9 protein-coding genes and 1 pseudogene are annotated in these 13,086 nt (G+C 72.8%); 4 read left to right on the top strand and 6 right to left on the bottom strand.

The window, feature by feature from the left end:
• Positions 1–101: 101 nt before the first annotated feature.
• From FO059_RS19025 to FO059_RS15670, 4 genes and pseudogenes are all read right to left on the bottom strand, one after another.
• A pseudogene (locus FO059_RS19025) lies at positions 102–3,497 on the bottom strand (alpha-(1->3)-arabinofuranosyltransferase domain-containing protein); the annotation flags it as partial.
• A gap of 166 nt (positions 3,498–3,663) precedes the next feature.
• Positions 3,664–3,825, bottom strand: coding sequence for a DUF2613 domain-containing protein (locus FO059_RS15680; protein WP_143909902.1), 162 nt, complete (start codon positions 3,823–3,825; stop codon positions 3,664–3,666).
• Positions 3,826–3,873: 48 nt separating this feature from the next.
• Positions 3,874–5,001, bottom strand: a complete 1,128-nt coding sequence (locus tag FO059_RS15675; protein ID WP_372497857.1) for an isochorismate synthase — start codon at positions 4,999–5,001, stop codon at positions 3,874–3,876.
• Between the two features lie 90 nt (positions 5,002–5,091).
• Positions 5,092–5,568, bottom strand: a complete 477-nt coding sequence (locus FO059_RS15670; protein ID WP_143909901.1) for a universal stress protein — start codon at positions 5,566–5,568, stop codon at positions 5,092–5,094.
• A 181-nt stretch (positions 5,569–5,749) separates the two neighbouring features.
• On the opposite strand from FO059_RS15670, the gene FO059_RS15665 reads away from it, so the two are divergent.
• Both FO059_RS15665 and FO059_RS15660 read left to right on the top strand, forming a co-directional pair.
• Entirely contained in the window at positions 5,750–6,994 is a 1,245-nt protein-coding gene (locus tag FO059_RS15665) for a glycoside hydrolase family 3 N-terminal domain-containing protein (RefSeq protein ID WP_143909900.1), read from the top strand.
• Between the two features lie 101 nt (positions 6,995–7,095).
• Positions 7,096–7,692 carry a TetR/AcrR family transcriptional regulator gene (locus FO059_RS15660; protein WP_143909899.1) on the top strand — a complete coding sequence of 199 codons (597 nt, stop codon included), beginning with the start codon at positions 7,096–7,098 and terminating at the stop codon, positions 7,690–7,692.
• Between the two features lie 82 nt (positions 7,693–7,774).
• Here the strand turns inward: FO059_RS15660 and FO059_RS15655 are convergent, their stop codons facing one another.
• Positions 7,775–8,614, bottom strand: a complete 840-nt coding sequence (locus FO059_RS15655; RefSeq protein ID WP_143910825.1) for a MaoC family dehydratase — start codon at positions 8,612–8,614, stop codon at positions 7,775–7,777.
• A gap of 39 nt (positions 8,615–8,653) precedes the next feature.
• Entirely contained in the window at positions 8,654–9,982 is a 1,329-nt protein-coding gene (locus tag FO059_RS15650; RefSeq protein ID WP_143909898.1) for a 3-oxoacyl-ACP reductase, read from the bottom strand.
• Positions 9,983–10,189: 207 nt separating this feature from the next.
• Between FO059_RS15650 and FO059_RS15645 the strand changes: the two genes are divergently transcribed.
• Both FO059_RS15645 and FO059_RS15640 read left to right on the top strand, forming a co-directional pair.
• On the top strand, positions 10,190–11,701 hold the full coding sequence (locus tag FO059_RS15645; protein ID WP_143909897.1) for an acetyl-CoA C-acetyltransferase: 1,512 nt from the start codon (positions 10,190–10,192) through the stop codon (positions 11,699–11,701).
• A 376-nt stretch (positions 11,702–12,077) separates the two neighbouring features.
• Positions 12,078–13,028 (top strand): AurF N-oxygenase family protein, encoded by a 951-nt coding sequence (locus FO059_RS15640; protein WP_143910824.1) that lies wholly within the window; start codon positions 12,078–12,080, stop codon positions 13,026–13,028.
• Positions 13,029–13,086 lie beyond the last annotated feature (58 nt).

Raw genomic sequence — 13,086 nt, 5'->3', positions numbered from 1 at the left:
GTGACGACGGGGCCGTCGCCGCAGCCGACGGTGGCCGCCGCGTCCGGGTCCGCGGCGGTGCCGATGCGGTCGGTGCCGTGCGGTCCGGCGTACGCGGCGAGCTCCGCGATCCCGGGGGCCTGGTCCTTCCGGCGGCCGAAGGCCCCGTGCACCGGGACCTCCTGCCAGTCGGTGACCGACACCGTCACCGTGTCCGTGCGCGCGGGCGTCAGCTCGATGATCCCGTCGGCGGGCACGTCCCGCTGCTGCGGGCCGGTGCCCAGGTCCACGGTGACGGTGGTGGGCCGGGCCGGTATCGACTGCCCGTCCCGGCCGCCGGGGGCGGGGGCCGGCGGGGTCACGCGCAGGCTCGCGACCTCGTGCTCGCGGGGCAGGCGCAACGTGATCGTCGGCGACGAGGTGGCGTGGCGGGCAGCGGAATCCGCGGCGTACCAGCTGGTGGCGGGGTCGCCGTCGACGGCGGCGTGGGCGTTGCCACGCGGGTCGACGATGTCCGAGTCGGCCTCGGCGCGCACGCCGCCGGCCGGGGTGAGCAGCGCGTCCAGGTCCTGCCCGGGCCGTCCGCGCACGGTGAGTTCCGCGCCCAGCGGGACGTCCGCCGGGGCGTCGATGGTGCGGGTGAACTTCCCGGGCGATTCGGCCGAGCCGCCGAGCGTGGTGTCGCAGAGCACCCGGCCGCCGGTCGCCGCGCACTGCCTGCGCCCGGGGAACTCCTGCCCCAGGCTCCACCGGGTCACCCGGGCGTCGGGCGGCGGTGGCGGCAGCACCACCTCGCGGTGCACGTCGACGGGGCCGTCGGGCGTGGTCAGCGACACCTCGGACAGGCCGAACTGGCGCCCGGCCGTGCCGTCCGCGGTGCGCACCGCCTCGATCCGGATCCACTCGGTGGTGCCCGGCGGGATCGGCACCGTCACCTCGGCGCCCGGCTCCGGCACCTCCGCGCCCATGGTGCCGCGGGCAGTCTGCACTTCGATCGCCGTGACGGGCGGGCCCACGGCCATGCGATCGGTGCGCAGCGTGAGGGTCCCCGAGCGGATCGGCGCGTCCAGATCCATCCGCAGCCACTGGCCCACGGCGCTGTCCGCCCCGCCGCTCACCCAGCTCGTGGTGTCGTCGCCGTCGAATGCGGCCGTCGTGCCGCTCGCCGGATTCACGCCGCCCAGCTGCGTGGCGTCGGCCGCGGAGCCGGACGCCGTGACGGTGGCCCCCACCCAACGGCCCTCGACGAGGCCGGCGCCGGGCACGGGGTAATCGGGCGCCACGTTGGGCGTGCGGCGCGGATCGGTGGCCGCGCGGATGCCCGACGTGCCGTCGGTGACCCGCCCGTAGTCCTGTTCACGCGCGGTGGGGGTGTCGGTGACGGCCACGCCGGGCGGGTCGAGGCCGGCGGCCCGGGCGTCGGCGTACAGCACGACGGGGACGGGGCGCGCGCCCGCGGGGCCTGCTGCCGCCGGAACGGCTGTGCCCGCCGGATCGGCGGTGCCCGCCGGAACGGCTGTGCCCGCCGGATCGGCTGTGCCCGCCGGATCGGCTGTGCCCGCCGGATCGGCTGTGCCCGCCGGATCGGCTGTGCCCGCCGGAACGGCTCGTGGGCGCGCCAGCACCTCCGGCCCGCCGGCCACCACCGGCACGTCGTCGAGTCCGACGGTGTAGGGCGCGACGGTGACCGGGTCGGCCCCCACCCGGTAGATCTCGATGGCGGGGTAGTCCTGGCGCAGGCCCGCATCCTGGAACTCGGTGACGGATTCCCGGCCCTCCGAATCGTCACCCGAATCGTCCGCCGGCACCTGCCGCGTCGCGGGCAGCGGGGGGTCGCCGAATGCCGCGGCGCGCGCCAGCCCGGGGGAGCCGTCGATCGCGGCGTGCACGACGAGCGGCCGGGGCGCCCGCGCCAGCTCGGGGTCCAGGTCGTTGCGCACCACCAGATACCCGATCCCCATGCGGCGGAGGGTCGGTGCGAGCGTGTCGGACGGGCGTCCGTCGGCGAGTTGCCGCTGGATCGCGTCGAGCGCGCGGATCGCGCCCGGCGGGGTCAGCGGGATTGCGTCGCGCACCGCCCACGGCGTCTCGGCGAGCGGCTGCAGCGGCTCGTCGCGCGTCATGCCCCACTCCTGGATGGCGAACGGAGCGCCGGGGACGACGAGAGCACGGGTCATGCCGGCCGCGGTGGCCTCGCCGGATCCCGCGTGTTCGGCGAGCCAATCGGCCGCCTGGTGCCAGTGGTCGGGAATCGCGGTATAGCCGCCGGGGGGCGCCAGGTTGCCCAGCCAGGCCGGGCTGGAGGCCAGCATCAGCGCGGCCGCCACCAGCGCGGTGACCGCCGTCATCGGCTCGTGCTCGGGATGCGCCAGCGCGCTGCGGGCCCTGCGCCACTGCACCGATCCGGGCAGCGGGACGCGGGCCAGCAGGTGCGCCAGCCCCAACACCAGCGGCAGCCGCAGCAGCGGTTCGAGCTTGTGCACGTTGCGCAGCGGCGCGCCGGCTCCGTCGAGGAACGCGCGCACCTGCTCGGCCACCGCGGAGCCGAGGGCTCCGTCGTAGCCGAGGGCCATCCCCACCAGGCCCACCAGCAGGATCGACAGCAGCCGCCCGCGTGCGGGCATCCGCCGCATGGCCAGGCCGGCGAGCCCCGCGGCCGCGATCAGGCCGGTGGCCAGCACCAGCATCGGCTCGCTGACCAGCTCCACACCGGTGGCGGTGGTCGGCGAGATGAAGGGGGTCCACGAGCTGGTGCCGCGGAGCAACTCCGGAAGCGCGGCGAACCGGGTGGTGGTGGAGGAGGATTCGATGAAGTCCAGGAACGGAGGGCTCACCCGCCCCAGCAGCCACAGCGGCACGAGCCACCACAGGCAGGCCGCCGCCATCATGGGCACCCACCAGGCGGTGAATCGACGCCATCGGGCGTCGGGCCGGTGCGCGATCCACCACAGTCCGGCGATGAGGCAGGCGAAGCCCGTGGCCACGGCGTTGACGGCGCCCATCAGCGCCACCGCCGCCGCGGACCGGGCGGCGAGCATGCGCATCGACGCGGGGCGTGTCCCGGGCGGATCGAGCGCCCCGCCGTCGAGTGCCCTGATCACCGGCAGCAGCACCCAGGGGGCCAGCATCACCGGCAGGGTCTCCGAGGAGATCGGTCCGATGGTGGTCAGAACGCGTGGGGCGAGCACGAAGGCCGCGCCCGCGATGAGGCGGGATGTGCGGCTGCCGATGCCCAGCGCCTCGGCCACCCGGACCACGCCCCAGAAACCCACGGCCAGCAGGAGGCCCCACCACAGTCGCTGCGTCACCCACGGGGGGATATGCGCCAGGTCGCCGAGCGCGAAGAACGCGCCGTGCGGGAAGAAGTAGCCGTAGGCCTGGTTCTGCACCTGGCCGAGGGGGGCGATCGAGGACCACTGGTGCGCCGCGCGCGCCAGGAATCCGAGCGGATTCGCGGTGAGATCCAGCTTGGTGTCCGCGACGATGCGGCCGGGCGACTGGCAGAACGCCAGCACCATGAGCACGGCCGACGCGGCCCACAGCCATCGGCGGGGGACCGGGGCGACGACGACGCCGTCCGCCGTGCGGGGTGGGGTCCCGGTGTGGCGTTCCGACCCGGCGCCGGAGGTGGATGCGGGGCGCCGGCGGCGCCCGCGCGGAAAGGTGATGCTCAGGACGCCCGGGTCAGCGGGTTCCGTACTGGACCTGGGCGTCCGACGGGTTGGACGATGCTGCGGTGTCGGGGCGCGAAGTGCCCTCGATGGCCGAGGTCACGGGGATGACCACCGCGAGAGCGACCGCCACGCCGATGACCGCGCTGACGACTGCGGGCACAGTGAACTTCATGAAGTCTCCTCGGGATCGTTGGTCCCAAAGTTATCACCCGGATCGTGCTCACGCCCCCAGCGCCCGGCGGAGCGTCCGCAGCTTGGCGTCGGTCTCGGCCAGCTCTGCGTCGGCCCGCGAGCCCGCCACGATGCCGCCGCCCGCGTGCGCCAACGCGCTGCGTCTGTCCGGCGACAGTTCCGCGCAGCGGATCGCCACCACCCACTCGCCGTCGCCGTCGTCGTCGCACCAGCCCACCGCCCCGGCGTAGAAGCCGCGGGGCTCCTCCGTCTCGCGGATCGCGTGCAGCGCGCGGTCGGTGGGCGTTCCGCACACCGCGGGGGTGGGATGCAGCGCCAGCGCCAGGTCGAGGGCGCTGGTGGACGGGTCGGCCAGCGTGCCGCTGATCTCGGTGCCCAGATGCCAAAGGTGGGGGGTCGAAAGCAGCGTCGGCGTGGGCGGCACGTCGAGCCCGCTGCACAGCGGGGCCAGTGCGCCGCGGATCCAGTCGACGACGAAGGCGTGCTCGCGGAGGTTCTTCCCCGAGTTCAGCAGCGCGCGGGCGGCCGGATCGCCCGCCCCGCCCGGCTGCTCTGGACCGCCCGACTGTGCGGCCCCGGGCGTCCGGGCGGCGGTTCCCGCCAGCGGGCGGCACTCGACGCGCCGCCCGCGCCGGCGCACGAGGGTCTCCGGGCTGGCGCCCACCAGCGCCCGCCCCGCGTAGCGTCCGCCGGCGGGGCTCAGGTCGACGGTGAACCCGTTGCCCGCCGTGTCGCCGGCCACCAGGCGGGCGAGCAGCGCCGTGCGCGAAATGGGGGCGTCGGCCTCCAGCAGCACGGCGCGCGCGGCGACGACCTTGTCCAGCTCGCCGTCGTCGACCCTGTGCAGCAGGCGTCCGATGCGCGCCAGGTGTTCCTCGGCGCTGGGGACGTAGCCGGTGACGTGCACGCGGAGCGCGTCGGCGCTCAGCTGCGGCGCGTCGGGGTGCGGCACCCACGCTCCGGCGGAGCGGGTGACCGACTCGGGGACGGTGAGGGCTGCGGGGGCCGCCGGGTCGAAAGGCAGCGCGCCCACCACCATCGCCGCGGCCCCCGAGCGGAGGGCCGCCGCAGCTGCGCGGGCATCGTCGAACGAGCGGGTGCGGCCGGTGGCGGACACCGTCCCGCCGGGGCCGGACAGCAGGAACCCCGCCGCGATGCCGGCGCGCCCGGGGGCGCTCGCGTCCCGGCCGCCGCTACCGGTATCGGGCACTCCGCCGGGACTACCGCCGGGATTGCGCAAGCCGGCTCACTTGCCCGGGGGGACGATCATCACCGGCCGGTGACTGTGACGCAGGACCTGGTCGGCCGTGCTGGAATGGATGAGCGAACGCAGACCGGTGGTGCCGCGGGTGCCCGTGACGATGACGTCGGCGTCGAGCTCGTCGGCGATCTCCACGATGGTGGTCCACACGGTGGTGCCGGACTCGATGCAGCGGGCCTCGGCCTGCAGGCCGGCGTCGGCGGCCAGCTTGAGGCCCTCCTCGGCCACCTCCCGCGCCTCCACGTGCGCGATGTCCTCGGTGTCGTCGTCGGGGAGCCAGTCCGGCTGCATCATGCCCGACAGCCCGGACATGCGCGCCGCCTGCCGCACCATCGGCTCCCACACCGTCACCAGGATCGCGCGCTCGGCAGCGAGGAATCGGCCCGCGTACCGGATGGCGCGCCGGGCGTTCTCGGTGCCGTCATAGGCGATGACGATGAGATCGGCCGGTTCGGTGGACATCGACTGTCACCTGCGCTTTCGGTCGAAATGAATGCGGCGTGCTCATCGACGAACCTACTACCGGCCCCGCGCACGCCGGGGCATTTCCGGGGTTCGCGGTACGGTGCTCGCAGCCGTGCAGCGCGACGAAGCCTGACAGTACGTGAAACGGAGCCTGGCAGTACGTGAAGGAGACGCGGTAATGGTGTTCGGCAACAGGCGTATCGGTGTGCGCAGGCTGGGAATCGCCGCGGTGCTCACCACGGGGCTCGTGGTGTCGGCGGCGTGCGGATCCGGGGATGCGGGCGACGGGACCTCCGCGCCCGCCACCACGGCCGCGCCGCAGGGCGGCGCCTCGACACAGCCGTCCGCGCCGACGGCCGGCGGGCCCGGAGGCGACGGGGCGCAGTCCGCCGACGCACCCGCGTGCGAAGGATCCGACCTGCTCGCGTCGTTGAGCACCCGGCAGAAGCTGGCGCAGATGCTGGTGGTGGGCGTCACCGGCACGCAGGATGCGCTCGACGTCGTCACCTCCGAGCAGGTGGGCGGCGTGTTCGTCGGCAGCTGGACCGACCCGTCGATGCTCACCGGCGGGGGTGCGGCGAAGGTGCACGACGCGGACATCGCGGCCCCGCCGCCCATGATCACGATCGACGAGGAGGGCGGGCGCGTCTCCCGGGTCGCCGACCTCATCGGCCCCGCACCCTCGGCGCGCGAGGTGGCGCGGACGATGAGCGTCGACGAGGCGTATCGGATGGCGCTCGAGCGGGGCGGGAAGCTGCGCGATCTCGGCATCACCGTCGACTTCGCGCCCGACGCCGACGTCAGCGCGCAGCCCGACGACGACGTCATCGGCGACCGCTCCTACAGCGACGACCCGCAGACCGTCTCCGACTACGCCGGTGCGGTGGCACGCGGGCTGCGCGACGCAGGCGTGCACCCGGTGATCAAGCATTTCCCCGGGCACGGCTCGTCCAGCGGCGATTCGCACAACGGCGCCGTGTCGGTGCCCCCGCTGGCGCAGCTGCAGGACAAGGACCTGGTGCCGTTCCGGCAGCTCATCGCCGAGCAGCCCGACGTGGGCGTCATGGTGGGGCACCTGGACGTCCCCGGGCTCACCGACGGCGTCCCCGCCAGCCTCAGCCCGGCCGCGATGTCGCTGCTGCGCGACGGCACCGGCTACGGCGCACCCCCGTTCGGCGGGGTGATCTTCACCGACGACCTGTCCGGCATGGACGCCATCAGCGACTCGTACTCGGTGCCGGACGCCGTCGCCGCCGCGCTCGAGGCAGGTGCCGACGTCGCGCTGTGGCTGACCACGGACCAGGTGCCGGCGGTGCTCGACAGGCTGGAGCAGGAGGTGGACTCCGGGGCGTTGCCGATGGACCGTGTGGACGACTCGGTGGTGCGGATTGCGAAGATGAAGGGGCTGCCGGTGTGCGGGTGACGGCGGCCGCGTGATCCCGGTGGCCGGGAACGCGCCCTACCGATCCCTACCGTGAAGTAAGTTGAATTGGGATTCTTGTGACGCAGATGGTGAGGAGCGGGATGGGCACGCGAGCGAAACGGTTGCCGCGGGCCGTGCGTGAACAGCAGATGCTGGACTCGGCCATCGCGGTGCTGGCGGAGTACGGCTACCACGGCACGTCCATGGACGCGATCGCGAAGCACGCGGAGATCTCCAAGCCGATGCTGTACCTCTACTACGGCTCCAAGGAGGAGCTCTTCGAGGCGTGCCTCGACCGCGAGAGCAAACGGTTCATCGCCGCCATCACCGAGCGCGCCGCGCCCGCTGCGGGCCCGCGTGAAACGCTCGAGTTCACGCTGCGAGCCGTGCTGGAGTTCGTCGGCGAGCACCGGAACGCCTGGCGGGTCATGGTGCGCGAGGCCGCCTCGTCCGGGACCTTCGCCGACGAGATCAACGCCAACCGCGCCAAGCTGGTCGAGCTCACGGCCGGCCTGCTCAAGGCCGGTACGACGGAGTGGCACGACGACGCCGAGTTCGAGCTGATGGCCGTGGCTCTCGTCGGCGCGGGCGAGGCGGTGGCCAACCGCCTGGTGGAATCGGACATCGACGTGGAGAACGCGATTGCCATCGTCACCGGGCTGGCGTGGCGCGGCCTGGCGGGCAAGAAGAAGGACTAGCCGCACGACGCAGCACCCCGCCCCCGTGCGGTCCACGGGGGCGGGGTGCTGCGTCGTGTGACGACCGTCCGCCGGCGGACGGTCAGCCCTCGGCGAGGGTGGCGGTGAGGAACGGGTACTGCTTCTTGGGGTGCCGCAGTTCCAGCGCCCAGCCGTCGTCGGATCGCCGCACGTACTCGTCGGCCTTGGCCGGCAGCACCATCGGCTTGCCGAAGCGCACGTCGTACACCGCGTGTTCCGGGACCCTGCCCTCCAGTGCCCCGAGCGCCGCTGCGGCACTCCACATGCCGTGCGCGATGGTCCGCGGGAAGCCGAATGCTTTGGCGCCCAGCGACGAGACGTGGATGGGGTTGCGGTCCCCGGACACGGACGCGTACCGGCTGATGATCTTCTGATCCGCGCGCAGCGTCGTGGTGGGCTCGCCCGGATCCGCAGGCGCGGCGTCCTTCTGCGCGGGGCGCTGGGACGCATCCTCGCCGGATCCGCCGCCGATCTTGAGGAACGTGCTGGTCTGCCGCCACACCGGCGCGCCGTCCGCGCTGATCTCGCTGACCAGCCGCACCTGCGTGCCCTTGCGGTGCGGGCCCAGGCCCTCGGCGTGGGTGCGCAGGTCAAGCGGCTCGGACGCCGATACCGGACGCAACTGCTCGATCCGGTTGCCCACGTGCACCATGCCGATCGCCGGCAGCGGGAAGTCGCGCGCCGTCATCAGCTTCATCACCGACGGGAAGGTGAGCACGTACCCGTAGGTGAGCGGCAGCGTGTCGGCCAGCCGCAGGCCGCACACCCGCGCGTACGCGGCCAGGTGGTCCGGGTCCACGCGGTAGCCGGGCAGCTCGAGGGTGCGCTGCGGCAGCGAACCGTCCCCGCCGCTCGGCAGCGGAAGCAGCCCGGCCGCCGCTTTGGCGTAGGAGGCGAGCATGCCGGGCTGTCCGCCCAGTCGCTCAGTGGAGGCCACGGCTCACGCCCCCAGCAGGCTCTGGCCGCACACGCGCACCACGTTGCCGGTGACCGCGGCCGAGGACGGGCTGGCGAAGTAGGCGACGGTCTCGGCGACGTCGACGGTCTGCCCGCCCTGCTGCATCGCGTTCATCCTGCGGCCCACCTCGCGGGTGGCGAACGGGATGGCGGCGGTCATATCGGTCTCGATGAAGCCGGGGGCGACGGCGTTGATGGTGATGCCCTGGCCGGCGTAGGCGTCCGAATGCGTGTCGACCAGGCCGATGACGCCCGCCTTGGAGGTGCCGTAGTTGGTCTGGCCGCGGTTGCCCGCGATGCCCGCGATGGACGAGACGTCGACGACGCGGCCGCCCTTGCCCAGCACGCCCAGGTCCACGAGCTTCTCGGTCAGCTTCTGCGGGGCGAGCAGGTTGACGCTGAGCACGGAGTTCCAGCGGGCGGCGTCCATGTTGGCCAGCAGCTTGTCGCGGGTGATCCCGGCGTTGTTGACGAGGATGTCGAGCCTGCCGCCCTGCTTCTTCACCGCCTCGGCGATCTTGTCGGCGGCGTCGTCGGCGGTGACGTCCACGGCGAGCGCGGTGCCGCCGACCTTGTTCGCCGTCGTGGACAGGCCTTCGCCGGCGGCGGGGATGTCCGCGCAGATCACGTGCGCGCCGTCGCGGGAGAGCACCTCGGCGATGGTGGCGCCGATGCCGCGGGCCGCGCCGGTGACCACGGCGACGGTGCCGGCGAGGGGGGCGTCCCAATCGGCAGGGGCGGTGGCGTCGGTGTCGTTGACGCGGATGACCTGGCCGTCGACGTACGCGGACTTGCCGGACAGCAGGAAGCGCAGCGTCGACTCGAGGCCGCTGCCCGCGGCCTTCGCCTGGGGAGAGGTGTAGACCAGCTGGCACGTGGCGCCGCGGCGCAGTTCCTTGGCCACAGAGCGGGTGAAGCCCTCGAGGGCCCGCTGGGCGATGTGCTCGTCGCCGGAGGTGAGCTCCGGCGTGGTGCCGATGACGACGACGCGGGCGCACGGCAGCAGCCTGCGCATTTCCGGCTGGAAGAACTCGAACAGCTGGGACAGCTCCGCGACGGAGCCGATGCCGGTGGCGTCGAAGACGAGGGCGCCGTACTTCTGCGCGTCCTGGGCCAGGTCGTAGTCGCCGAGCAGCGCGCGCAGCGGCTCCGCCAGCCGCCCGGCGCCGCCGATCTTCACCGGCCCGGGCAGCGCGGGCTTACCCTTCTGGTAGCGGCGGAGGGTCTCCGGCTGCGGGAGGCCCACCTTGTCCGCCAGGAACGATCCGGGACCGGAGTTCACCAGAGTGGAGTACAAGTCAGTGTTTGCCACGAGTCACCTTCTACGTCGGCCGGCAGCCCGGGCGATTCGCCGCGGGCCCGGTTGTCCTGTGTTCATGTTCGCTGTGCCGGTGAGGTGCGCCACCGGGTCCGGATCGAGGACCAGGTGGGCGCTGCCTCGGTCTCGACAGCACCTTACTCTTGGGTAAGAATACGCCATGGAGACCGACAACATCTTCTCGACCGCTGGGAGAACCGCGTGCCTACGAATCCCGACCCCACACCCGCCAAGTCTGCCCCCGGCAAGGGCGGCGCGTCCACGGGCAAGCAGCCCAAGCCCGCCAAGCCCGCCGCCGCCAAGCCCGCCGCCGCGGGCGCGCAGTCGCCGAAGCACCAGGCCGCCGATCCCGCGGCGAAGGCGCCGGGCGGCCGTTCCGGCGGGGGAACAGCGCCGCGCGCGCCCCGCCGGGTCGCTGTGATCGGCGGCAACCGCATCCCGTTCGCCCGCTCGGACCGCAAGTACGCGCACGCGTCCAACCAGGACATGTTCACCGCAGCGTTGGAAGGGCTGGTCAGCCGCTTCAACCTGCAGGGTGAGCGCCTGGGCATGGTCGCAGGTGGAGCCGTGCTCAAGCACAGCCGCGACTTCAACCTGATCCGCGAATCGGTCCTCGGCAGCCACCTGAGCCCGTACACGCCGGCCTTCGACCTGCAGCAGGCGTGCGGCACCGGGCTGCAGTCGCTGATCGCCGTGGGCGACGCGATCGCGGCGGGCCGCATCGAGGCGGGCGTCGGCGGCGGCTCGGACACCACGTCCGACGCGCCCATCGGCGTGGGCGACGACCTGCGCGAGTTCCTGCTGGAGCTCAACCGGGCCAAGACCACGACCGACCGCATCAAGCTGCTCGGCAGCGCGCGGCCCGGCATGCTGAGCCTGGAGATCCCGCGCAACGGCGAGCCGCGTACCGGCCTGTCGATGGGCGACCATCAGGCCGTCACCGCCCGCGAGTTCGGCGTCACCCGCGAGGCGCAGGACGAGCTGGCCGCACAGAGCCACCAGCGCATGGCCGCCGCCTACGACCGCGGCTTCTTCGACGACCTGGTCACCCCGTTCCTGGGGCTGACCCGCGACGACAACCTGCGGCCCGACTCGAGCGTGGAGAAGCTGGCCAAGCTCAGGCCGGTATTCGGCGCCAAGGGGCCGCACGCCGACGAGGCGACGATGACCGCCGGCAACTCGACGCCGCTCACCGACGGCGCATCCACCGCGCTGCTGGCCGGCGAGGACTGGGCCGCCGAGCGGGGGCTGGAGCCGCTGGCCTACATCGCCGACTCGGAGACCGCCGCCGTCGACTTCATCCACGGGCACGACGGCCGTACCCCCGACGGCCTGCTCATGGCGCCCACCTATGCGGTGCCGCGCCTGCTGGAGCGCAACGGGCTCACGCTCGACGACTTCGACTTCTTCGAGATCCACGAGGCGTTCGCGTCGCAGGTGCTGTGCACCCTGGCCGCCTGGGAGTCCGAGGAGTACTGCACGCAGCGGCTGGGTCTGTCGGGTGCGTTCGGTTCGCTCGACCGCAGCAAGCTCAATGTCAACGGCTCGTCGCTGGCGGCGGGGCACCCGTTCGCGGCGACCGGCGCGCGCATCGTGGCGACGCTGGCGAAGATGCTCGCCGAGAAGTCGCGGCAGGACAAGCGTCCCGCCCGCGGGCTCATCTCCATCTGCGCGGCCGGCGGCCAGGGCGTCACCATGATCCTGGAGAGCTGAGCCCGCCCGCCTGCGCAGCCCCCGCCCCCGCGCCGCGCGCCGATTCCCAATCGCGCGCGTGTCGACCCGGCGTGTCGAGTCAATCGGCGCGCGGCGCGAAGTGGGGCAGCCTCCGAAGGCTGCATGACCAGGCGAAACGACGGAATTCCGGACGAACGGCGTGTACTGCCTTCATCGTGCCATTGCGCATTGGTAGAACTCCTGGTTACAGTAACAACACGGCAACACCAGCGTCAGTCATGACGGAGCGGGAGGCACCACCATGAGCATCACGGCAGAATCGCGCACCGACGCCGCGGCCGAGCGGGCGCTTCTCGAGCGCCCCGCCGCTACTGCGTCGCCCGCCCGGGACACGGCGGCCGACGACGCGGTGGCCATGCAGGATGCCGCGTACGAGGAGCGCCTGCGGCTGCTTTCCGAGGGGTCGATCAACAAGAACTTCCAGCCGTACCGCGACATCGACTGGGAATCGCCCGAGTTCGCCGTCGTGCCGGGCGATCGACGCTGGATCCTGCAGCGGGAGACCGACCCGATGGGCGGTCACCCGTGGTACCTGGCGCAGCCCGAGGAGAAGCAGATCGCCATCGGCATGTGGCGGCAGGCCAACGTGGCCAAGGTGGGCCTGCAGTTCGAGAACATCCTCATCCGCGGCATGATCCAGTACGTCTTCGTGCAGCCGAACGGCTCGGCCGAGGCGCGCTACTGCACCCACGAGTGCATCGAGGAGTGCAACCACACCCTGATGTTCCAGGAGATGGTCAACCGTATCGGGATGGACGTCCCGGGGATGAACCGTTTCCTCCGGGGCGTCGGCAAGCTGCTGCCGCTGGCGGGGTCGTCGCTGCCGCTGATCTTCTTCATGGGCGTGCTCGCCGGCGAGGAGCCCATCGACCACCTGCAGAAGCGGATCCTGCGCGCCGGCGGCGACATCCACCCGGTGATGAAATCGGTCATGTCGATCCATGTGGCGGAGGAGGCCCGGCACATCTCCTTCGCCCACGAGTTCATCGAGCGCCGCGCGCCGCGCCTGTCCCGTGCGCGCAGGTTCGCGTCCTCGCTGGCCATGCCGGTGATCATGCGGGTCCTGTGCGACGCGATCGTGGTGCCGCCCAAGGAGTTCTGGGAGACCTTCGACGTGCCGAAGTCGGTGCGCAAGGAGCTGTTCTGGGACAGCGACGCGGCGCGTGACGAGCTTGCCGGCTACTTCGGCGACGTGCGCATGCTCGCCGGCAACGCGGGCCTGCTCAACCCGGCGTCGAAGCTGCTGTGGAAGGCGTGCAAGATCGACGGCCGCGCCTCCCGGTTCCGCAGCGAACCCCACCGCTGAGCGGGCCCGTCCACCCCCATCTCAGGGCCGGAGCAGCGTAGCCACCCCGGCCGGAACG

Source organism: Tomitella fengzijianii (assembly GCF_007559025.1).
Lineage (GTDB): Bacteria > Actinomycetota > Actinomycetes > Mycobacteriales > Mycobacteriaceae > Tomitella > Tomitella fengzijianii.
This window is presented reverse-complemented; position numbering and strand designations above follow the sequence as displayed.

Bases quoted from the DNA above. Each gene is read 5' to 3' on its own strand.
- FO059_RS15680 (WP_143909902.1), bottom strand. From the start codon at position 3,825: ATGAAGTTCACTGTGCCCGCAGTCGTCAGCGCGGTCATCGGCGTGGCG.
- FO059_RS15670 (WP_143909901.1), bottom strand. From the start codon at position 5,568: ATGTCCACCGAACCGGCCGATCTCATCGTCATCGCCTATGACGGCACC.
- FO059_RS15665 (WP_143909900.1), top strand. From the start codon at position 5,750: ATGGTGTTCGGCAACAGGCGTATCGGTGTGCGCAGGCTGGGAATCGCC.
- FO059_RS15660 (WP_143909899.1), top strand. From the start codon at position 7,096: ATGGGCACGCGAGCGAAACGGTTGCCGCGGGCCGTGCGTGAACAGCAG.
- FO059_RS15655 (WP_143910825.1), bottom strand. From the start codon at position 8,614: ATGCTCGCCTCCTACGCCAAAGCGGCGGCCGGGCTGCTTCCGCTGCCG.
- FO059_RS15640 (WP_143910824.1), top strand. From the start codon at position 12,078: ATGCAGGATGCCGCGTACGAGGAGCGCCTGCGGCTGCTTTCCGAGGGG.